Annotated in this window: 21 protein-coding genes and 1 pseudogene; 12 read left to right on the top strand and 10 right to left on the bottom strand. The window is 59.9% G+C overall.

Annotated features, from left to right (window positions below; translation table 11 throughout):
• Positions 1 to 7: 7 nt before the first annotated feature.
• The 3 genes from QQL24_RS18530 to QQL24_RS18520 are packed head-to-tail and all read left to right on the top strand — an operon-like array spanning position 8 to position 4175.
• A complete protein-coding gene (locus QQL24_RS18530) occupies positions 8 to 2173 on the top strand; it encodes a type I secretion system permease/ATPase (RefSeq protein ID WP_284313775.1) in 2166 nt (721 codons plus the stop codon).
• Positions 2170 to 3630, top strand: coding sequence for an HlyD family type I secretion periplasmic adaptor subunit (locus QQL24_RS18525; RefSeq protein WP_284313774.1), 1461 nt, complete (start codon positions 2170 to 2172; stop codon positions 3628 to 3630). Before QQL24_RS18530 ends, QQL24_RS18525 begins: the two co-directional genes overlap by 4 nt.
• Positions 3631 to 3668: 38 nt before the next feature.
• Positions 3669 to 4175 (top strand): hypothetical protein, encoded by a 507-nt coding sequence (locus QQL24_RS18520; RefSeq protein ID WP_284313773.1) that lies wholly within the window; start codon positions 3669 to 3671, stop codon positions 4173 to 4175.
• A gap of 717 nt (positions 4176 to 4892) precedes the next feature.
• Here the strand turns inward: QQL24_RS18520 and QQL24_RS18515 are convergent.
• On the bottom strand, positions 4893 to 5144 hold the full coding sequence (locus QQL24_RS18515) for a helix-turn-helix domain-containing protein (protein WP_284313772.1): 252 nt from the start codon (positions 5142 to 5144) through the stop codon (positions 4893 to 4895).
• 138 nt (positions 5145 to 5282) lie between these two features.
• Between QQL24_RS18515 and QQL24_RS18510 the strand changes: the two genes are divergently transcribed.
• From QQL24_RS18510 to QQL24_RS18495, 4 genes are all read left to right on the top strand, one after another.
• Positions 5283 to 6020: a hypothetical protein gene (locus tag QQL24_RS18510; RefSeq protein WP_284313771.1), complete on the top strand. Its 738-nt coding sequence runs from the start codon at positions 5283 to 5285 to the stop codon at positions 6018 to 6020.
• Between the two features lie 209 nt (positions 6021 to 6229).
• Positions 6230 to 6739: a hypothetical protein gene (locus QQL24_RS18505; RefSeq protein WP_284313770.1), complete on the top strand. Its 510-nt coding sequence runs from the start codon at positions 6230 to 6232 to the stop codon at positions 6737 to 6739.
• Between the two features lie 17 nt (positions 6740 to 6756).
• A complete protein-coding gene (locus tag QQL24_RS18500; protein WP_284313769.1) occupies positions 6757 to 7608 on the top strand; it encodes a recombinase family protein in 852 nt (283 codons plus the stop codon).
• A complete protein-coding gene (locus tag QQL24_RS18495) occupies positions 7596 to 8183 on the top strand; it encodes a hypothetical protein (RefSeq protein WP_284313768.1) in 588 nt (195 codons plus the stop codon). Before QQL24_RS18500 ends, QQL24_RS18495 begins: the two co-directional genes overlap by 13 nt.
• 308 nt (positions 8184 to 8491) lie before the next feature.
• Here the strand turns inward: QQL24_RS18495 and QQL24_RS18490 are convergent, their stop codons facing one another.
• The 4 genes from QQL24_RS18490 to QQL24_RS18475 form a co-directional block, all read right to left on the bottom strand.
• Positions 8492 to 8953: a MarR family winged helix-turn-helix transcriptional regulator gene (locus tag QQL24_RS18490; protein WP_284313767.1), complete on the bottom strand. Its 462-nt coding sequence runs from the start codon at positions 8951 to 8953 to the stop codon at positions 8492 to 8494.
• A gap of 20 nt (positions 8954 to 8973) precedes the next feature.
• A complete protein-coding gene (locus tag QQL24_RS18485) occupies positions 8974 to 9690 on the bottom strand; it encodes an SDR family oxidoreductase (protein WP_284313766.1) in 717 nt (238 codons plus the stop codon).
• A gap of 69 nt (positions 9691 to 9759) precedes the next feature.
• Entirely contained in the window at positions 9760 to 10134 is a 375-nt protein-coding gene (locus tag QQL24_RS18480; protein WP_284313765.1) for a hypothetical protein, read from the bottom strand.
• A 32-nt stretch (positions 10135 to 10166) separates the two neighbouring features.
• Complete coding sequence (locus tag QQL24_RS18475; protein WP_284313764.1) at positions 10167 to 11048, bottom strand: NmrA family NAD(P)-binding protein; 882 nt, start codon at positions 11046 to 11048, stop codon at positions 10167 to 10169.
• Between the two features lie 380 nt (positions 11049 to 11428).
• Between QQL24_RS18475 and QQL24_RS18470 the strand changes: the two genes are divergently transcribed.
• From QQL24_RS18470 to QQL24_RS18455, 5 genes and pseudogenes are all read left to right on the top strand, one after another.
• Positions 11429 to 13315 (top strand): adenylate/guanylate cyclase domain-containing protein, encoded by a 1887-nt coding sequence (locus QQL24_RS18470; protein WP_348536470.1) that lies wholly within the window; start codon positions 11429 to 11431, stop codon positions 13313 to 13315.
• 80 nt (positions 13316 to 13395) lie between these two features.
• Positions 13396 to 13479 (top strand): annotated as a pseudogene (locus tag QQL24_RS36710) (hypothetical protein); the annotation flags it as partial.
• Positions 13480 to 14188: 709 nt separating this feature from the next.
• On the top strand, positions 14189 to 14602 hold the full coding sequence (locus QQL24_RS18465; RefSeq protein WP_284313762.1) for a transposase: 414 nt from the start codon (positions 14189 to 14191) through the stop codon (positions 14600 to 14602).
• A complete protein-coding gene (tnpB, locus tag QQL24_RS18460; protein ID WP_284313761.1) occupies positions 14599 to 14952 on the top strand; it encodes an IS66 family insertion sequence element accessory protein TnpB in 354 nt (117 codons plus the stop codon). The genes QQL24_RS18465 and tnpB overlap by 4 nt, the downstream gene beginning before the upstream one ends.
• Before the next feature lie 130 nt (positions 14953 to 15082).
• Entirely contained in the window at positions 15083 to 15226 is a 144-nt protein-coding gene (locus QQL24_RS18455; RefSeq protein ID WP_284313760.1) for a transposase domain-containing protein, read from the top strand.
• 303 nt (positions 15227 to 15529) lie between these two features.
• Here QQL24_RS18455 and QQL24_RS18450 read toward each other — a convergent pair whose 3' ends face one another.
• The 5 genes from QQL24_RS18450 to QQL24_RS18430 form a co-directional block, all read right to left on the bottom strand.
• A complete protein-coding gene (locus tag QQL24_RS18450; protein ID WP_284313792.1) occupies positions 15530 to 17296 on the bottom strand; it encodes a B12-binding domain-containing radical SAM protein in 1767 nt (588 codons plus the stop codon).
• Positions 17297 to 17983: 687 nt separating this feature from the next.
• On the bottom strand, positions 17984 to 18415 hold the full coding sequence (locus QQL24_RS18445; RefSeq protein WP_284313759.1) for a DUF2721 domain-containing protein: 432 nt from the start codon (positions 18413 to 18415) through the stop codon (positions 17984 to 17986).
• Positions 18416 to 18502: 87 nt separating this feature from the next.
• Entirely contained in the window at positions 18503 to 18985 is a 483-nt protein-coding gene (locus tag QQL24_RS18440) for a PqiC family protein (protein WP_284313758.1), read from the bottom strand.
• 99 nt (positions 18986 to 19084) lie between these two features.
• Positions 19085 to 20785: a PqiB family protein gene (locus QQL24_RS18435; RefSeq protein ID WP_284313757.1), complete on the bottom strand. Its 1701-nt coding sequence runs from the start codon at positions 20783 to 20785 to the stop codon at positions 19085 to 19087.
• Positions 20782 to 22014 (bottom strand): paraquat-inducible protein A, encoded by a 1233-nt coding sequence (locus QQL24_RS18430; RefSeq protein ID WP_284313756.1) that lies wholly within the window; start codon positions 22012 to 22014, stop codon positions 20782 to 20784. The genes QQL24_RS18435 and QQL24_RS18430 overlap by 4 nt, the downstream gene beginning before the upstream one ends.
• Positions 22015 to 22093 lie beyond the last annotated feature (79 nt).

Genomic DNA, 22093 nt, shown 5'->3' with positions numbered 1-22093 from the left:
AGCCGCTATGGACACCTCTGACTCCGCCGCTGCCCCGCCCGAGCTGCTCGATTCCGGCTTGCATGCGCTGTGCGGCATCGCGGCCTTCTACCGCATCGCCGCCGATCCCAAGCACCTGGCCAAGGAACTGGCCCTCACCGGGCGTTTCGCCACCGAGCGCGACCTCGTGCGCGCCGCCGCGATGATCGGCTTGAAGGCTCGTGTGGTCACGCGTGTCAATGCCAAGCGTATCGAGACCATCCCCGTGCCGGCCATCGTGCGGGTGGCCGACGGCTCCTTCCATGTCTTCGGCGGCAAGAACCCAAATGGCAAGTTCCGCCTGGTCGACCCCATCACCCGGATCGACCGCGAGCTCAGCCTCGAAGCCCTGTTGGTTGAGATCGGCGGCCAGGTCGTGCTGATCGGCCGGCGCTTGCGCGGGGCAGGCTCGGATCCACGCAGCTTCGGCCTCGGCTGGTTCCTGCCCTCGATCTGGCGCTATCGCAAGCCGCTCGCCCATGTGCTGCTGGCCTCGCTGTTCGTGCAGATCTTCGCGCTGGTCACACCCCTGTTCTTCCAGGTCGTGGTCGACAAGGTGCTCACCCACAAGGGCTACTCCACCCTGTTCGTGCTGGTCGCCGGCATTGCCGGGATAGGCATCTTCGACGTCGTGCTGCAATATCTGCGCAGCTACGCGCTCTCCCACACCACCAACCGCATCGATGTCGAGCTCGGCCAAAAACTGTTCCACCATCTCCTGCGTCTGCCACTGGGGTATTTCGAGACGAGGTCGGCCGGCCAGACCGTGGCCCGGGTGCGGGAACTGGAGACCATCCGCTCCTTCCTGACCGGGCAGGGCCTGTTCTCGGCCATCGACCTCGTCTTCACCCTCGTCTTCATCGCCGTGCTCTGGGCCTATTCCTGGAAGCTCACCCTCATCGTCATCGGCTCGATCCCGCTCTATATCCTGATCGCCGTATTGGTGCGGCCTTCCTTGCGCGAGATGATCAAGGAGAAGTTCAACCGCGGCGCCGTCTCCCAGCAATTTCTCGTGGAAGCCATCGTCGGCATCCACACGGTGAAGGCCGGCGCGGTCGAGCCGGTGATGCAGGCCCAATGGGCCGAGCGCCTCGCCTCCTATGTACGCACCGCCTTCGATGCCACCATGCTCTCGGCCGGCGGCCAAAATGCCATCCAATATGTCTCCAAGCTCTCCACCGCCTTGCTCTTGCTGTTCGGCGCCAAGGCGGTGATCGATGGAGAGCTCTCGGTCGGGGCACTGGTCGCCTTCAACATGATCGCCGGCCAGGTCACGGCGCCGGTATTGCGCCTCTCCCAGCTCTGGCAGGATTTTCAGCAGGTGCAGATCTCCATGGACCGGCTCGGCGACATCCTCAACACGCCGATGGAGCGTTCCCCGCAGACCAGCCTGGTGCTGCCGCCGCCGCGCGGCCTGATCGAACTCAGGCAGGTCAGCTTCCGCTACCGGCCCGGCGCGCCGGAAGTGCTCAAGTCTGTGTCGCTCGCCATCCAGCCTGGCGAGGTCATCGGCATTGTCGGCGCCTCCGGCTCGGGCAAGTCGACCCTCACCAAGCTGATCCAGCGCCTCTATCTGCCGGAGGAGGGGCAGGTGCTGCTCGACGGCGCCGATCTCTCCCAGGTGGATCCGGCCTGGCTGCGCAGCCAGATCGGCGTGGTCCTGCAGGAGAACCTCCTGTTCAACCGCACCATCCACGACAACATCGCCTTCGCCAATCCGGCCTTGCCGCGGGCCAATGTCATCGCCATCGCAAAGCTCGCTGGCGCCGACGAGTTCATCTCCAAGCTCCCGGCGGGCTATGACACCATCATCGAGGAGCGCGGCGCCAACCTCTCCGGCGGCCAGCGCCAGCGCATCGCCATCGCGAGAGCCCTTGCCACCAACCCGCCCATCCTGATCTTCGACGAGGCGACTTCGGCGCTGGACTATGAGAGCGAGCGGGTGATCCAGACCAATATGCGTGAGATCGTGCAGGGAAGGACGGTGATCATCATCGCCCATCGCCTGGCGGCCGTGCGCCCCTGCCACCGCATCATCGGGATGGCGGAGGGCCGCATTGTCGAGGCCGGCAGCCATGCCGAGCTGCTCGCCCGTCCCGATGGTGTCTATGCCCGGCTCTGGGCCCTGCAGAACGACCAGGCGAGTGCCGCATGAACGCCCAGTCCCCACCGCCCTCCGGCACCCCCATCCCGCCGCCGCGACGGCTGAAGCCGCGGCGCTCGGACCAGGAGTTCCTGGCGCCGGCCCTGGAGATCCTGGAGACGCCGCCGTCCCCTATCCGCATGGCGCTGATCGTCATCATCTGCCTGTTCGTCGCCGCGGCGCTGATCTGGGCCTATATCGGGCGCATCGACATCATCGCCTCGGCGCAGGGCAAGTTCGAGCCCACCGGCAAGGTCAAGATCGTGCAGCCGCTCGAGACCGGCAAGGTCAGGACATTGCCGCCGGCAGACGGTGGGCATGTCAAAGAAGGCGACGTTCTCCTAAAGCTGGATGATACCGAGGAGGTGGCGGACGAGATCGCTTTCGACCGGCAACTCGCTTCCTTTAAGGCCGAGGCGATCCGCCGGCGCACCGCCATCGCCGCGGCGGGGGACCAGAAGCTCGATCCTGTGCCGGCGATCGAATGGAGCGACGACATTCCTGATGTCCTGCTAAGGCGCGAGCAGAACGTCTTGAATGGCGACATCGGCCAGCTCTCCTCGAACCTCGCCTCCCTCAGGGCGCAGCGGGAGCAAAAACTGCTGGCTCGCGACAAGTTCGCGACAACGATCGAGACACAGAGATCGCTGATATCAACCTTGCAGGATCGCGTAACGATGCGCTCTACGGCGGCAGCTAAGCAGGCTGACACCAAGTCGAGCGTCATCGACGCGACCGAGACTCTCAAATACCAGATCACGCAAGAGGCGATCCAGCAGGGCGAACTGGCCGACGCGGAGGCGGGCGCGGCCGTGCTGGAGCGCGAGATCGACAAAACGCTGCAGGGCTTCATCAGCGACAATGCCGAGAAGCTCGGCGATGCCGAGCGCCAGATCGATGACCTCACCCAGAAGCTCGCCAAGGCCACGGCTGAGCGGGAGCACAAGACCATCCTCAGCCCCATCTCCGGCACGGTGCAGGAATCGGTGATCACTAATGTCGGCCAGGTCGTCACCGTCGGCCAGGAGGTCATGCGCATTGTGCCCGACGATTCCAAGCTCGAGCTGCGGGTCTATGTGCTCAACACCGATATCGGCTTCGTCAAGGCGGGGCAGGAGGCGGTGGTGAAGATCCAGTCCTTCCCCTTTACCCGCTACGGCACCATCACCGCCAAGGTCACCAACGTCGCCACCGACGCCATCCCCGAGCCCGATGCCAAAGAGCTCGAAGGCAATCCGGCCGCGCAAATCTCCAACGCCACCTTCGCCGGCGCCGAGCGCACGCAGAACCTGGTGTTCCCGGTCACGCTGGTCCCGGACAAGACCATCATGAGCGCCGATGGTCACGATGTGCCGCTGACACCTGGCATGGCGGCAACTGTGGAGATCAAGACCGACAGCCGCAGGATCCTCGAATATGTGTTCTCGCCCATCGTCGAGGTGACGTCCGAGGCGTTCAAGGAGAGATAGGGCGAGTTAACTGACCAAGGAACGGAGTGACGACTGGAATGAAGAGTTTCTCTCTGAAGATAGTTGCGCTGATAGGTTTAGGTTTGAGCATATCGGCCTGCGCACCGATGCAGCAGCAGGCACAGTTGAACGATGCTCTGCAAAAGACAGCGGCACGCAGCCCCAAAACCATAACGGGGGCAGCCCTGGATCAGTGCCTCAACGGATTTGTGAAGTATTCAAATGCGTCATTTCCAGGGGGCCGCACTGGGGAATACAGCGAGGCTGGCGTGTATTCGGTTGTTAGGTATTTTCCAATCGACCCCGCTTATACGGAAAAGATCGGCAATTTGGTTTCCTATAAAGTTGTCGCAATGATAAATCGCGATAAGCCCTCGGCGTACGAAACGCACCTCTACTGCTATTATGAAAATGTAGGAGGGAAACTAAGATATCTGACTGTCACATACACAAACCAACATGATGAGTTGCAACTCAATTATAAATGGAACATGGCGGAAGGTGTTTATCAGGGTCTAACCGGGAAGATGTTGAGGATCCACTGACCGTCAATTAGCCATCCTCGGATGACAATCGTCGGGCGAGTTTCCCATATGTATGCAGTCGATCGCAGGCGCTAGCTGCGAAAATTCAATGCGTGCTTATTGTCATGGTGCTGGGACTTGGAGCTTGCGCTCCAACTTGCCAGAACATTCGCATCGATTCCAACAGTAATCCAAAGCAGGAAGACGTTGTTGCCGCTTGTAATGCCCATTTTGCAACGCAGTCTCCGCAATGGCAGCACTGCACGCAGGGCCTGACTCAATCCGCAGCCAACTTAGCCCGATGCGTCAAGTCTTTTCCGTTGCCGGAGCTGAAACGATGGATGACACTAAGACAGCGGTCGGCATCACTCTCTCGGCAATAAGATCAGTGGCATCATCGTGCGCCGGTCAATCCCATGCGAATGTGGCGAGGACGATCGAGGGTTAATTGTGGGGATAAGCGATCGTCTTCCCAAGCTGGTCGAGGTTGGCTTGGCCTGACCACACCATCGCGATTCTTCTACAGGATGGGACGGTCAAGGTCGTGCCGGCCGAGTGCCTTCCCATAGGGGTCGATCAACTCGGCTGCTATTAGCGCAGGCTCAAGGTCTCCCCTGGATCTCGCATGGGCATGTCTTGCTGCATGCGCTGGAGCAGGGGTGAGATGGGTGTGGGCCCGATGCCGGACGAACGAGGCCTTCGAGTATAGGCTCGGCGACTGGAATGTACCAATGGCTCTCAATCACCCCAGCGCTGTTGGCCTGCTGATTTATTCCGAAGTCGTACCCCAACTCCGCCACCATTCTCGGCGATGAACTCCACACCAGCCTCTTCGAGTGTGATCTGGAGGATCTTGATTGTCAGGGTCTTCAAATGGTCGCCACGCTCGAAACGAGTTACCGTCTGCGTTGAAACTTTAGCAGCTGTCGCAAGCTCCCGAACACCCCAGCCCAGCGCAACTCGCGCCATTTTGCATTGTGTCGCGTTCATTCATTTCACGACAGTGTAGTGATTTTGTTTGATCATCGCCGCGGTGCTCTATATCATCTCGCTCGCACTAGGCGGCCGGATGCGTGTGTCACCACGCAATCCGACCTAACCACAACCAAGCTTTCAGGAGCTCGGATCATGGCTGATTCTGAGGTTAGCACGACTCTGCCTTTCATTTCGCGAAGGAGAATGATCTCCACGAGTTTCGCCGCCTCGGCCGCATCGCTTCTGCCGTGCGGGGCGACCACTCCCCAGAGTGTCTGTGCATTTGCCGATCCCGCCATCCGGGCCTGGGAGGAATGGCAGACGGCGCAAGGGAAAACCCTCGCCTTATGCCGCAAGCAACAACGCCTGGAGACGAGACTCCAGCGCACAGTGGGAATGCCCTATGCGGTGGTGGTCGTGCCCGACGCGCTCAAGCTCGTTCGAATTTCATCCGCTGGTGAACTCGACAGGCTGATCAAAGCCTATCCCGCTGTCGCGACCAAGCGGAATGAAGTCATGGCGCGCCTTACGGCCCATCATGAACGCTGGAACGAGGCCGATAGGGCAATCGGCTACTCTGTCGCCCTTCATGAAGAAGAACTGGCGATGGATCGTGAGCAGGAATTGGCCGATCGCCTGTGGTCGACGCCGGCATCTTCGCTCGCCGGGATCGGAGCCAAGCTTGCAGCCCTTATCCACTCCGGCGAACCGTCGGAGGAATGCGCCGAGTTCCCCTGGCCACAGATCCGATCCGCGCTTGCCGATCTCCGGCGCCTTTCACAAACCGGCACCTTTGTGCAGGTGCGGGACGAAGGGCAAGGATTTAAAGGCGAGCTTAACTCGGAGAGCTTCGAAACCCATTCCATGGCGGATCCCGTCAGGACCAGCTGATCCTACTTGTCGCCAGGGAGCCGGACCAGCGCCAGCCCCTCAAGGCCAAGCCGCTACGCGGTGGCGCGTGCCGCGCCAGCCTTGACCGTCTGTCACTGGCCTGGCAGGGGCTCTCCAAGCAGATAAGGCTAATAGGGAGCATGGCGCTCCAAGGCAGACGCAAGAGAAGGCAGGGACGTTCGGCCGGGAAGATCGAATGGTGTAATGATATGCACGAGCGCACGTCCTGCCGCCTCATGGCGGCCATTGGTGAGAACCGCGAATGCTTCTCGCTATTCTCCGATCGCCGAATTGGAATCGTGACGGTCTTCACCTCATCGGAAAAGGTGATATCTGGGATCCACGCAAAAACCGCCGACAGCAAGTATCTAAACGCCAGGGTACGACGAGGCTGTTTTCAGGCTTTTCAATCTGTTTCTGCCATCGCTTCCTATCCGCTTGTCCCGAAAAACGGAATGAGCGACAGCATGGCAGAGGATCAAAAATCACCCTCGGAAGGACGCAAGCCTGCCAGTGACAATCGCCCGTCCTTGGGTGAACCAGAAGATGAAGGCCCCGCACCTTGCCAGCGGACAGATCGAGTGGACCGGGTGGTGCTCGACATCGCCAGGCTAATTGGACGCCAGATGGCGCGGGACCAGTTCGAGGCCCGGCGCGCCGCCAATGACAATGGATGCCGTATGGCTGGTCGACCACAGGCTGAGGCCGAAGACGATTGAACCGAACGGAGAGACAGATGACTCGTACCGCGCTCTATGCCCGCTACTCCTCCGACAGCCAGCGGGAAGCCTCCATAGAGGACCGATTCAGGCTGTGTCGCGAACATGCGAACCTCGAAGGCTGGAGCGTGGCGGGAATCTATCAGGATGCGGCGATCTCCGGTGCCAGCACGGTATTGCGACCGGGTTTCCAGCAATTGGTGCGCGATGCCCAGCGTGGCCTGTTCGAGATCGTGCTGGCCGAGGCGCTCGACCGTATCAGCCGTGACCAGGCCGATGTCGCCACGCTGTTCAAGCATCTGAAGTTCACAGGCGTCGCCATCGTCACTCTGGCCGAGGGCGAGATCAGCGAACTGCATGTCGGCCTCAAGGGCACCATGAATGCCCTGTTCCTCAAAGATCTTGCCCTGAAAACCCATCGCGGTCTGCGGGGCAGGGTGGAGAGGGGCAAGGCCGGGGGAGGGTTATGCTACGGCTACCGGGTGATGAAGAAGCTCGACGCCGAAGGCGAGCCGGTCCGCGGTGATCGCGAGATCGTGCCGGAAGAAGCAACCATCGTGCGCCGCATCTTCCGCGAATACACTGAAGGCAAGAGCCCGAAGGCCATCGCCCTTGACCTCAACACGGATAGCATTCCCGGTCCGCTCGGCCGGCACTGGGGCGATACCAGCGTGCGAGGGCATGTGATCCGAGGCAACGGCATCATCAACAATGAACTCTACACCGGGGTGCTGGTGTGGAACCGCCAGCGCTTCATCAAGGATCCTGCCACCGGCAGGCGCGTCTCACGAGCCAATCCGCCGAGCAAATGGATCCGCACCGAAGTGCCGCATCTCAGGATCGTCGAGGACGAGCTGTGGCGGGCCTGAAGGAAAGGCTGGTCTCGGCCGATGCCGTGGCCGAGGCGGTGCGGGCCTATGCCCAGGAAACCAACCGGCTCAACCACGAGCGCCGCGCTCGGAGCGAACAAGATCGCAAGGCGCTCGACAAGATAGAGCGCGCCATCGCAGGCATGATGTCAGCGATCGAAGATGGCCTGTATCAGCCGACCATGAAGGCCCGCATGGAAGATTTGGAGCGACAGAAGGCTGAGGTCATTGAACGCTTGGCAAAGGCTCCCACCGATGTTCCCGACCTGCATCCCAACATCGCCACCCTCTACCGCAAGCGTGTGGAGCAGTTCACGCTGACGCTTGCTGACCACGAGGGCGGCCGCCAGGCTGCCGAGGCATTGTGCTCGCTGATCGGCGAGATCGTGCTCACGCCGGGCGACAGGCGCGGCGAGGTGCACGCCGAGCTACGCGGCGAGCTGTTTGGCATCCTTGAATTCGTCGATCCGGAACGAAATCAAAGGGCTGGAGAAGTTATGACAAAAGGGGTTGCGGGCCCCCGCAACCACTCCACAATGCGCTGTGCTACGACTGCCTCGTCCCCTGTCCCATGAAGTTTTGGGTCGGTTCGGGGGCGCTTCGACAGAAAGTCGGACTGCGGCACCATAGCGCCCGCGGGCGAGAGGTACGCACACTACCTCATGGGCGTGTCGCAGGGAGTTGCAGAACGGCGAGCTCGTGCGGGTTCTTCCCGACTGGCGGTTGGGGGAGCTTCCGGTTCACGCCTACTTCCCAATAGGGCGAACTACCCGTATGGCGGCATGCGCCTTCACCGACTTCATGGCCGCGGAACTGCGCAACGACATGTCGCTTGGTCCAGGGTAGAGGCGCTGAGTTCCGAGGCAGCGCTCGGTCTGGAGATTCAGTCATCAGATGAGCTCGCCCTTGTCACGCCGACGACCATGCTGCTCAAGGCTGCTCGCAGCGCAGCGACATTATCTGCACCATTCAATTGCGCGAACTGTCGTTGAGCTTCATTCCAAAGAGGGGCCGCTTCGTCGTTAAGACGGCGCCCCGCTTCGGTGAGTTCGATCACGCGGCTTCGGCCATCGGTGGGCGAGGGTTGGATTCTGACCAAGCCGTCACGTTCCAGAAAGCCAACCATCTTGCCCATCGCCGTCCGTTCGATGTCGAGCCGCCCGGCAAGGGCGTTGACAGGAGTGCGCCCCACCTCGTTCAGGGCTGCCAAGGTGAGGAACTGCGTAAGGCGCAGACCCGCAGGCTCAAGGTGTGCGTCGTAAAAGCGCGAGATCTGCCGGTTCGCCTTCCTCATGGCGAAGCAGTTGCATTGATCGATTCCAAGCGGTTGGCTGACCGACTGCATCTTTCTTGCCCTTTCGATTTCTATTGAAGCCCCGCCGGCGGGCTGATGTAGCCGGGCACCTCAGCGGCAAGCGTACTCTTCAACTCCGCCGTCCCCTTGTCGGCCATGATCTCGCTCTTGCCGGCAATGAGGGCGTCATAGGCCTGGCGCACCACGTCCTCGGGGCTGGCTTTCGGCATATCGATGCCGTTGGTGAGGTCGGTATCCACGAACCCGACATGCAGGCCAAGAACCTGGATGCCACGCTTTCGCAGGTGAAAGCGAAGCTGGTTCGTGAAGCTCCAGGCAGCCGTCTTCGACGCGGCATAGGGTGTCAGATAGGGCCGCGGAAGCCAAACGATGTCGGAAAGCACGTTGATGATGGCCGCCTGCGGCTTGGCCGACAGAACTTGCTCAAAGGCCTGTGTGACGCGCACCACGCCATAATAGTTGGTATCGAACATGCGGGCCGACTGCACTTCGACGTCGGCCGCCAAGGGCCCGTCGATCAGAGCAGCGATGCCCGCGTTGTTGATCAGTAGAGTCGTATCCGCCGCCAATTCGGCGGCTGCGGCGATCGAGGCCTTATCCGTGACATCGATCCTGACAGGAACAATGCCGGGCTCTTCGAAACCACTTGTGTTGCGCATGCCAGCGTAGACCTTCGCGGCACCGCGGCGACGGGCTTCTCGTGCGAAGGCCAAACCCAGGCCGCGATTGGCGCCGGTAATGAAGACTGTGGCGTTGGTGAGATCCATGACGAGTTGCCTTTCCAAAATCTTGGCTGCGGGCATCCAACTGCTGTCGTCAGCCCGAGCGTGCGTGGTTCAAAGAAAGAGGCTCTCGGGGAGTTGCTGGGAAAGCGCCCCCCGCAGAGACGCGGCTAGCGAGAGAACTGAGCCGAGCGGGCTCATGCGAACGCTCACCCGTGGCACGGAGCCGTCCGGGTTGTGATCGACGACAACCAGGGCGTTCAGGCGTTCTCCGTTCGTCAGAACGGCCTCGTACTCCAGAAAAAGGCGCGAACCGACCGTCTGGAGAAACGTAGGGGTCTGTGAGGCGTAGAAGGTTCCCACAGCGTCGACGGCGCGCCGGATCTGATCGCGTCCGATCACAGGCCCTCTCAACACCGAGCTGGTCAGCTCCGCGTCAACAGTGAGATCGTCCAGGAATGGGTGGCGTTCGCCTTGATCGTTTGACATTGTACAGCTCCCTTGCTCGTCCAGGCCCGTGCTCAGGCAAATGCGGCTCGATTCTGAGCGATAAATTGCTGAACGGTGAGGGCCGGCGTTCCGCTGATCTTCTCGACCGCGTCATTGGCGCCCGAGAAAATACCGTTACGGTAATTCTGGGCGACCTCGACAAGGTGCTGGATCAGGAACGGCGGGAATTTGTAGAGAGTCTCCATCTTGCTCCGGAATTCTTCGATGGAGATCGGCGCGTATTCGATCTTTGCGCCAAGAACCTCGCTCATGGTGGCGGCGATCTCGGTGTGGTTCATTTCGACCGGGCCGGTGAGCGTGTACGTCTTGCCCGTATGGCCTTCCGGATTGGTCAGGATATGGGCGATGACCCGTCCCTGGTCATCGGATGCGATGGGCGCGTGACGACCGTTCGCGAACGGAAATTCGATCGTCTTCCTTGCCCAGATCTCCTTCGCGAAATGCGGGTAGACGAGCCAGTCCGCAAAGAAGGTCGGGCGGAGATGTGTTGTCGGAACATCTGACCAGTCGAACACCCGCTCGGAGACCCAGTGGTCCTGGGCGGCATGGCTGGCGGACTCTCGCCGCGCCGAGATCTGCGACATGTTGACGATCGCGGTGACACCGGCTTCCTTCGCCGCTTGCGCGAAGTACGCCGCTGCGCCGATGATCCCGGGCGCGATCGGATGCAGGAAATATGCGGCTTTGGTGCCATCCATGGCAGCGCGAATATCATCGATGTCGGTGAAATCGCCGATGGCGACATCGACCCCGCGCTGTCTCAGGGCCGCCGCCCGCTCATCATCGGTGCGGACATACGCCCGCACGCGCTTGCCCATCTTGAGCAACTCGTCGATCGCTCCACCCCCGGTCCGCCCAGTCGCGCCACTGATCAGAATATCTGCTTCGCTCACGGCCTTGGTCCTTTCCATATGAGAGCATATGCTCATAGGCCGCAAATAGGAGCATATGCTCTTATTGTCAAGGGGCCGTGATCATGCCGTGCCCGACGATCGTCAAGCTCGCTTCCCCGGCAAACACCTGCGCGATGGGATTGAGGTCAGCGCTGTAGGGCGGTGCAGCCGTGGACGCTGGTCTGCAGCTCATGGAGGGTTATGTCCTTGCCGCTCGCCGGATGCACCACGATGTTCGTGAGCAGCATAGGCCTGTTCTTGCACTCCCTGTTCCCTCGCCAGTGCGCCTTCAGTGCTGGACCTGCGATCCCTTTGGAGTAGAGTCAACGGACGGTGCATTCGGAGCTCGCCTTCCGATGACAGACCGATCGCAACGCAAATTGTCAGCCATCCTGGCGGCCGATGTCGCAGGCTATGGTCGCCTCGTGGATCACGACGAAGAGCGTGCCGTCGGTGCTCTCAGAGAGCATCTCGATGCAGTTCTCCCAATCATCGCCGATTATGGCGGGCGGGTTATCGACACCGCCGGCGACGGTATCCTCGCTGAGTTCCCCAGCGCTGTCAGGGCGACGGAAGCAGCAATTGCCATTCAGCGGCGGGCTGAGGATCTTGACGCCGATGTGCCGGCGGGCGAGAGGATGCGGTTCCGAATCGGCATCAATGTCGGCGACGTGATGGTGGAGGACGGGAAGCTTTTCGGCGACGGCGTCAATGTCGCGGCGCGTCTGGAACAGCTTGCGGAGCCGGGCAGCGTGCTGATCTCGGGCACCGCTTTCGACAATCTGCAGGGCAAGATCGATGTGCCGCTCGACTTCGCTGGCGAGCAACACGTTAAGAACATCTCTCGGCCCATTCGAGCCTATCGTGTGAGGATGGGCAAGGTGGGGCCGTCCTGGCACCGGTGGGCGATGCGAGGTCGCGCCCGATGGCGCGAGGGAACAGCAGGCCTGATGACGGTTGCCCTGCTTTTGGGCGTCGGCTGGTGGCTGCAGCCAGGGGAGCCTGCGCTCGCCCAGCCATCGATTGCGGTGCTGCCTTTCAGCAATCTTGAAGGCGACGCGGCGACCGGCAGGTTGGCCGATGGTCTTACCGAGGACATCATCACCGACTTGTCCCATGTTGCCGACCTCAAGGTGATCGCGCGCAATTCGACCGAGGTCTATAAGGGCACGGCTGTAGACGTGCGAAAAGTCGGTCACGACCTCGATGTCGCTTATGTGATGGAAGGGTCACTCCAGCGCGACGGCGATCAAATTCGGGTCACGGCGCAATTGATAGATGTCGCGAATGGTGCTCACGTCTGGTCGCAGCGTTGGGACCGGCCGGCTGGCGACGTGTTCGCCATCCAGACCGAGATCGCCGACCATATCGTCGGCCAGTTCGAGATGACGAATGGACCGGTCAAGAGTGCCAATCTCCTCGCGGCGCGTCGAAAGCGCCCGACGAGCTTGACGGCCTATGAACTCAATCTCCTGGGGGTCGAAAAGCAGCTGAGCCCGACGCGCGAGAGCATCGACGAGTCGATCGCGATCCTGAACAAGGCGATCGCGGCCGATCCGACCTATGCGCGGGCCTGGATCAATCTTGCCTGGGCCAACATGGTGTCTGCAAACTACGGCGCCGACCCGACGGCAGCAAACAAGGCCGCGCTGGCCGCGGCCGAGCGCGCCGTCAGCCTCGACTTTAACGATGCCGAAGCCCATGCGGTTCTGGCCAGCGTGGTCGGCAACCTCAACGACCTGGGTCGCGCGAAGTCCGAGTTCGACATCGCGCTGCGCCTCAATCCCGGATCCTTTGCTATCCTCACCTACTACATCTCATTCGCTCCCGACTTTGGGGAGATAGAACGCGGGGCTCAATTGGCCGACCAAGCCATTCAACGCAACCCCAACTACAAGCCGTGGGCGAGCGGCACGTTTCGCTTTGTCTATTTCATGGCTCACCGCTGCGCAGACGCTCTACATGTGATGGAACGCCAGACACCGGATAACTACACCCAATGGGCGTGGGTTCAACGGGCCGGATGCTTGGCCGAATTGGGACGGACCGACGAGGCAAAGGCAACAGTCCAAGAAGCTCTGAAGCGCTATCCCACCCTATCGATCGAGGAATCCGTCAACCGGGTCGGCCCCGACGACGCCATACGGCAACGCCACCTCGAGGCAATGCGCCTCGCAGGCTTCCCCGCCTGCGCCAAGCCGGATCAACTCAACGGCTTCACAAATCCGTTTCGCCTGCCGGAGTGCGCCGTACAAGCCAAGCCATAGCGAGGAATTCCAGGCCCGAAAGGGTGTTGCCATGTCTGGACAGCGCGGCTTGACGGCATCCGTGGGCAGGCGGCCCTGGCGCTTTCTTGGTCGTTGTCAACGGTGCCCATGATTTTGTACGAGCCATCACGAAAAAGCTCCTGCGCGAGATCGCGGCAAGATAAAATGAGGCAGGTGCTCGGCTGAACGGATGTTGAGCTTGCTCGATCAGGGGGGAATTGCGGAGACGACAATGGCACCCAGCCACATCGCCGACCCAAGTGGCAACGGTGTTTCGCACAGCCCCGGTCGAAACCGACCGCGCGAATGTTTCCGTTCTTAAGTCTGCTCTCGCACTTCAATCGTTCTATGGCGGACCATCCGTTAACGGCCCTACTTCTGCCCTTTCCGTGGGTCGTTCCGATTGCCCGGGAGCGGACGCTTCGAAGTTCCGCTCAGGGTCAACTTGAGACGTCGACGGAGGTGAAAGCCGCGGTCAATTTTGGGTTTCGATAGTCCAACGCCGCCATCGTGTTTTTGGCAAGGACCAGCTCGACAATGAATTCGCATAACGGTTGTTATGACCGGTCCCCTGTCGATCAGAAGCCGCTATGCTGCAACCCGAATTATAGTGTCTTGAACCAGGCGCAAGTATCGGGTGTTGCGGGCCCCCGCAACCACTTCTGTCATAACTCACTCGCCATCCAGGTCTGATCACCTGGATGGCGTTCTGCGTTTACCGCTGCGGCCACGTCGGCGAGGCCTGTGCAAGTGGACGCGCCGCGAGTTGCGGGTAAGCGCTACGTCGTCCCCCTCGTGCGGCGCATGATGTGAATGTGCCAAGAAACCTGCGAACGCGAGAGACGGAGGACCCCCGTGGGAGCAGACGGCAAAATGGACGCCCATTTGGACGTCTCGACAGTTGGCTACGCAGGCCGGCTTGAGGTTCTGGAAGGTCCGACGGGAGGGCGGGTTCGTTCGGAGGCCGACAGAACGCGGATTGCGGCCGAGAGCCTGATGCCGGGGGTGCAGGTGGCGGCTGTCGCTCGCAAGCATGGCGCGACGCGCTGGCAGGTCTACGATTGGCGTCGCCGCCTTCGTCAGGGGCAACTGGCACTGCCGGAAAGCATGGCGCCGATGTTCGCGCCGCTGATGGTGGAAGAACCATCGGTGCCCGAGCGAACGATGAGGCCAGCGAGATCGACGCCGGCTAAGGTGGAAATCGTGATCGACGATATGGTCATTCGAACGGCGGTTGATCTTGAGCATCTTCCGCAGGTGATCCGTGCGGTACGGGCCTCGCGATGATTGTGCCGGGCAGCGATCTGAAGATCTACATGGCAACCCGTCCGGTCGACTTGCGTTGCGGCCTCGACGGGTTGGCCGCGGCGGTGCAGGAGATCCTCGGCCTCGACCCGTATTGTGGGTCGGCCTTCGTCTTCCGGGCCAAGAGGGCTGACAAGATCAAGATTTTGGTCTGGGATCGCACCGGACCGGTGCTGGTGCACAAGAGGCTCGAGAGTTCGAAGTTCGTCTGGCCGCAGCTTCGCGACGGCGTGATGCGAATGTCGCCGGCGATGTTCGCGGCTTTGTTCGAAGGGCTGGATTGGCGGCTGGTTCGCCCCCAGGGTCCCCGACGTCCGCAACTGGCCGGATGAATGCGGCACAGTGACTCAGACACGTTGCCCGGGATGGCATTCTCGGAACTCATGTGCTTGATTTAGCATATGAATCTGATTTGCAGGCCACGAAATCGGGGCCGAAAATTGGGCGTTGCTCTCTTCTGTCGTGGCCACCTGTAGGCTCAACGACGTCAACCCGGTCGCCTACCTCGCCGAAACCTTCGACGCCATCATCAACGGCCATCCCCAGAGCAAGATCGAGGAACTCATGCCCCGGCGATTCCGGAAAACGTCAAGCCCAAATCCATAGGTGATCGGCGAGGCGCTTACTCACCAGCTCGTGCTTCTGATTGACGATCTGATCGAGCCTGGACGTGAACAGGTCACGCTGCCCACCGTCCCGCCGTTCCTTCGGACGCATCCAAATCCCCGCCCATTTTGCCGGAAGTCCCCGCACATGCGGGTGGAAACCTGAAAAACAGAATGCCTCAATATCAAATATATTCAAGCAATATCAGCAATTTAGACGTTCTTCACGGACGACTTTAAACCTCAGTCGCCAAAAAACGCATCTTGATCATCACGGAGCTGCTATTCGAAGCTGCCGGCTGGATCAAGTTCTCGGAATGCCGCCTGTCAGTTCTGCGATTTTCCTGGTATGAGCCACAGCGGCGCGCGCGCCGGTCGTCTTGGTCAGCAAGTCTAGCGTGTCGTCTCCATCTTCGCCGACCGCGGTGAGCGCCTGATCCATATAGGATTGCGCATTGGGATCACGCTGGATCGCTTTCATCAGCAGCATCAGTTTGACGACCGTGCGCAGCGTCATTGCCTGCTTTGCTATAGTCTCCCACACGAAGCGCGGCCAGAACGTCCAGGGATTTGCCCGCGGCAGACTAGGCCTCCGCTCCGATGGATGCTTCAGCCGCAAGATGCCGTCCTGTAGGGGATGCACTTTTTCGATGCGAACCGTCGTGCTAAATCGGACGAGTATTTTTACAAGGCTCCCGAGTGATTGCCCGGTCGCTGCAGCCCGGCGCAGCAGCGTCTCCATGTGCTCCGGCGTGTAATAAAGCGCCCAGGCTTCGCGATAAACAGCCTCCCACTCAACCTTGCTCATCTTCTGATGAGCGGCGCAAACATGTTCGAGGTCATAGTTGTTGAGATCCCGATCCATTGCCACACCACTCTTCCAGAGGATCTGATGATCCTCCGAACCGGGCAACGGTGTCAGGTTGAAGAACTCCAGAATGTCGAGCGGCAATTCCTTCTTGATGATTTCAATGTCCCGACGAATGGTTTCGGGCGTATCGGCCGGAAAGCCGAGGATATACCCGGCAATCGTCATGATGCCCTGCGCCTTCCATGCCAGCAGCATCGTGCGGTATTCGGTGATCTTGTTCTGGCGCTTCTTTGCCGCAATGAGATTGTCCGGGTTGACGTTCTCCAATCCAATGAAGACTCGCGTGACCCCGGCCCGCTTCGCTTTCTCGATGAAGTGTGGGATCTTATGGCAAAGAGTATCTACCTGGATCATCAAGCCTAGTGGGATCGAGTTGCCTTCACGCAGTTCGATGAGGCGATCGAAGATCGCCTCCCACTGGCGGTTCCGCGCGAAATTATCATCGGTAATGAAGAACTTGTGGATGCCGTGCGTCCAGTTGAGGCGCACCAGCTCTTCAACGTCGTCCGCAGAGCGGTAACGCGATTTGCGCCCCTGCACGTTGATGATCGTGCAGAAAGAACATTGATATGGGCAGCCGCGGCCCGCGTCGAAACTTGAGCTGAGCCCAAGGGTGCGCGCCACATATCGCTTTGGCAGGAACGGCACTGGTGTGCCTTCGATTGCTGGCAGATCCGTTCTGAAATCATAAAGCGGCGCGAGCTCGCCCGCCGCAGCGTCGCGTAACACCTGGTCGAGCCGGCCCTCTGCCTCACCGGCAAATATCGCGATCCCCATCTCCCGGCAAACATCGAGCTCAACCGCATGGCCATCGAGCATCGACAGACAGCCCGACACGTGGAACCCACCGATGGCGACCTGAATACCCGCGGAACGAAGCGGCCTGGCGATGTCGAGCGCGCGGGGATATTGATTCGACTGAACGCCGACGATGGCAACCAGCCCAAAACCGCCCCGTTGCCGAATACGCCCGATGATCCCAGCGACATCTACCCTTGTGTTCGTCTCGTCGATCGCCTCGATTTCAAAGTCCACATCCGCCCCGAGCACCCGTCGCTCAGCACAATCGGCGGCGATGCCGTATACTGCGGCCAGCGAATTCGACGGAATCATCGCACGCCACCAACGAATGACGTACCCGTCATCATCGTAGTGCGATGGTTTAACCAGGATGAGTTGGAAGCGCCGGTTCACGGTCATGGTCGACTGAAGCACGATCTGTCTCCGGTGTCGATTTCGCGAACAAATCGATTATATACAGATATATGAGTCACATTATATTAAAAAGCTCCTTGTGTCGGGAAAACAAAACCACTGGGCAATAATACACTTTAGTTATCGAGAAATACTGTGATATTTGCGCTGACACCAGCGCCTAGCAAAGAACTGTAGGCCCATTTTTGCTTTGGATGCCGCAGCCGTGAATTGAGCTTCGATTATCGGTTAAGCACGTCGCGGCTCCGGCTATTTTCTAACCTCGTCAACGGGCCATTTAGGAAATTGCTCAGAAAGATCCGAGGTACTGGAGGCTCTTCGTTGTGCCTCCCATGGGCCGGATTCGCATAATTTAAGAGGTTTCGTGACGCCTTTGCATGCGTGTACAAGAACGAGCGGCTCGCCTAGTCATTGCTAAACTCCCGTCATTGGACACGTGAACGTGCCAATCCGACGGGGTCAGCCAGCGCCCGGGAAGGGGGGCTACTACCGTCCGCTAAGGCGCGCGGCCACTACCGCGCGAGCGGTTTAGTGCAACGTCATTTATGTCTTACCCGCGCTTGCTGCATGTTTTCACGAGCTGCGTGCAAGATCGTGAGTTTGAAGTCTCTTCCTGCACGCCAGGGAAAAACGGAGGTCTTCACCGGGCTCAACATAGGCCGCAAAGAAACCTCACAAGTGATCGGACTTTCGTAACGAAATGCGAATTTCGCGGAGAACGTGCGCAGGGGCTATTGTGAAGAGGAGAACGGCCACCACCAACAGCGCTGCGACTCCCTTTTCGTGAGGTAGTTCGAAGAAGGCCAATGCAAACGCGACCATGATCAGCATCGTGGTGACGATCCCGGATGAGATCGCCGGAAACACCGCCAGGTTGACCAGTCTTGCCCGTTCCTCCAGGCGTGGAATATCCGCCTTTAAGGTGAGGATGGCCGATGTCTCACCTTGCATGGTGTTTATGGCCCGAGAGCGATCTAGTATCCGCTCCAGCCGACTGACGAGAACCGAGATCAGTCCCGCTACAGCGCCCCGTAGAAACGCAGGAGCCGTTGATTGTGCGATCACTTGGGAAATCTGACTGGCGGAAGGTGCATCGAGCGGCATGTGGTGAAACCTCGCGGCAAGGAGGAGACTTCGGTCACGGCACCAGCGTTGGATGCGGCTTTGCTGTTCTTGACTGCTCGGCTGGCGTCACCTCAATTTAGCAGCGATCCGGGCCGCGAGATCGCCAAGCGCATCGCTCATTGCCTTCACGGTTGCAGGCGTAGTTGCGTCGGCCGGACGCCGCGTTATGTGCACTGACTGAAGCGACGACAATGCTCGACCGTTCCGGCGAATGCGCCACTGCACATCGAGTACAATAGTGCCGTCAGCGTCCGCGTCGAAGCGGGAAAGGTCGAGCTCGATGCTCGATGTCTCGTCTCCCGTCAGCGTGCGGCTAGTCGTCACGATCGACCCGCGCGGCAAGCGTTGGGTGAGATCCTGAGCTAGCACCCTTTGCACCATGTCTCCCAGAGGCTCGCCCCATCGCTCAAACTCTGCGACGCCGAGTTCGACGGCGCTTGCTCGGCGCACAATCTGAGGTCGGTCGAGATATTTGGGTATCCCGACCGTCGCCACTGAAATGGCAACAGAACGTCCGGCCACGGGAGCGCCCCTATCGAGCGCAGTCATGGTGTAAATCTTCGCATTCTGGGAGGCACATGACGTCAAGCAGATGGCGCAAAGAACGCGCAGGGCAAAGCCGCGGGGGAGTGCGGATCTTCTCATTGCTCAATCTTTCTTGCCCTGGATCAAAGCCTCAGGATGCTGTTCGAGATAATCGGACAGGACCCTGACCGAGCGTGTTGCGTCCTCTATCTGCGCCATGAGACGGGTTAAATCACGCTTGAAGCCCGAATTGTTGCCATAGCCTTGATCGAGCGAGCTAATGGTCCCGTTGACGCGCTTGACGGCCTGCTCGGCCGCGACAATGAACGGCGATATCTTTTCCATCGCTGGAGACAAATTGGTATTGGCGTGATCCAACAGGTTCTGGGCCGAGGTTAGAGCGCCCGAAAGGGAGCGCAGAGATTCTTTGATTTCCGGCGACGCAACTACAGTCTGGAAGGATTGGAGTGTTGAATCGGCTTGGTCGACCAGCTTGTCGAGAGGCAGTTTAGAGATCCGGTCCAGGATGCCGTTGATCGAGTTCAGTACACTGTCAAATTGGTTGGGGATGGAAGGGATTACAGGGTAGCGCTCGCCGGTGCCAAGCTCCGCGTATGGCGCCTTTGGATCGATGTCGAGTGAGACCACGGCCTGCCCGGTAATAAGGTTCCCGCTTTTCACTTGCGCTCGAAGTCCGCGGCGCACCAGCGCGCCGACGAGATTGCCGGTGCCGAAGTTCTTGTCCTCGCCCACGAGTTGGATCCGTTCCGGCTCTAGTTCGATCACCACAGGAGCGCGTAGGGCGTTTTTCGAAACATTATACTCCAAGTGAACATCGGTGACCTGACCCACCTTCATACCATGCCATTCGACTGAGGCGCCCACGGCCAGGCCGCCCACAGAGCCGTCGAAATAAACCACATAGGGCAGCCGGATGCTGTACTGCGCCTCATCGGCACTCGCGTGGTCTGTGAACAATTTGAAGGAGCTGCCGGCTTTCGCCGGCCTGCCAAAATGGGCGCTATCTGGAGTGTCGAAGGCAATGCCACCAGCCAGGACGGCCTGCAAGGATTCCAGCTGAATCTTGAAGCCCTGAGCGCCTGTCTCGATCGAAATCCCTGAGGCATTCCAAAAGCGCGTCCCGCCGTACACTTGTACGTCAAAGGGAGCCCGAACAAAGGCCCGGATCGTCACGCCGGCAGACAGATTGGAGGAATCGAAACCCATGATCTGGCCCACTTCGACGTCACGAAAATAGATCGGCGAGCCTGGTCCAACCGAGCCAATCTGATCGGCCTTCAGAATGAATTCCGTTCCTGGAACGTCCGCCCGGATCACGGGCGGCTCTTCAAGCCCGGTAAAGTTGAGCTGCTTCTCTCCTTCTCCAGGGTCGAAATCGATATAAACGCCGGAGACGATCGTAGACAGGCCGCTCAAGCCATTGCTCGCCGAAAGGCGCGGCCGCACCACCCAAAAGTGAGTATCCTGGTGGAGCAGCCGCGCAGCTTCTTTTGTCATTTCGGCCGTGACCTCGACGTGGGTCAGGTCTTCGGACAAGGCGATCGATTTGACGGTACCAAATACGACGGCCTTGTGCTTGATCAGCGTCTTGCCGGCCTCCAAGCCGTCGGCCGTACGGAAGGTGATGGTGATCGTTGGGCCCCTTTGGGAAAGCGTCACCCAGCCAAGATAAAGCGCGATCACCGCTGCAACGATCGGGATGATCCAGACTGGCGACAGGCGACGCTTGCGCTCGATGGAGGGTTTGGCAGCGTGGATGGCATCTCCTTGAGAGGAGGCTGGGCCAGGCTCTGTTTCAGTCATTGACTGCGCCTTCCGCGATTTGCTCCAGCTGCGTCCCACATCAACCGCGGGTCGAAATTCATCGCGGCGATCATTGTGATGACCACCACGCTTGCGAAGGCAACCGCTCCTATCCCGGGTTCGATAGTCGCGATCTGGCCGAGCTGCACCAGCGCCACGAGGATCGAGATCATGAAAATATCGATCATCGACCAGCGGCCTACGGCCTCAACGATGCGGTACAGCACTGTGCGATCATGCAAGCGGCGAGCCATGCCGCGCTGGGTGGTGATTAAAAGGATGATCAGGCCGATCAGCTTAAGGACAGGCACCAGGATCGATGCGAAGAATACCAGCGCCGCGAGTGGCCACATTCCTGCGTCGGCAAGTTCGATGACCCCGCTGATGATCGTGTCGGGCGCGCCCCGTCCGAGCGATATGACCGTCATGACCGGAAAGATATTCGCTGGCAGGTAGAGAATGATCGCTGAAGCGACCAAGGCCCACGTCCGAGATACGCTGTTGGGTTTGCGATAATGCAGCGCCATGCCACATCGTGGACAGTCGTCGTGGGCACCAGGTTCTACATTCGACACCAAACCGCAGGTATGGCACTGGCAAGTGGGGCGGCGGCTGTCGGTCTTAAGTGGTGAGGGTACCAGTCCCCGTCTTTCGAAGGCCCGCCAGACTGTTTCGTTGTCGAGGGCGCCGCCGGCGGCGATCATTGTGAGCATCAAGGCACCCAGCGAAAGCAGCCCAGCTCCAACGGTCACGCTGGCCAGGTCGATCAGCTTCGTATAGGCGACGAAGACCCCGAGCATATAGACCTCGATCATCGCCCAGTGGGCAAGCAGGGTCGCAAAGCGGTAGAGATCCGGTAGCCAGCGCGGGGGGCGTTTGAATGTCAGGCAACCCAGGACAATGAACAAGGACCCGAGCCGCAATCCAGGCGCAACGAACATAGTGAGGGCTACAACTGCAGCCAATTCCCACAGACCTTGATTGTAGAGCGCGAAGATTCCGGTGACCAAGCTGGCCGCGTGGAACTGGCCGGATATCTCCAGGGAGATGAAGGGCAGGAAGTTGGCCATCAGGAAGAAGACCAATCCGGCGCAAGTGTAAGCGAATGCATTATTGAGCGAGGTGATACGAAACTTGTGCAAGGTCGCGTGACAACGGCTGCAGTGCGCAGTGGTGCCGTCCTCCAAAATCGGCACTTCATGCAGGAGGCCGCAATCATGACACTCCATGACTTGCGGCGTGTTGCGAGGAGGCGCCAAGAGTGCAGCGGACGATGGTATTGTCAACTTAAGTCCTTCTTGTCCAGGA

The sequence above is a fragment of the Labrys miyagiensis genome (assembly GCF_030160835.1).
Classification (GTDB): Bacteria; Pseudomonadota; Alphaproteobacteria; order Rhizobiales; family Labraceae; genus Labrys; species Labrys miyagiensis.
This window is presented reverse-complemented; position numbering and strand designations above follow the sequence as displayed.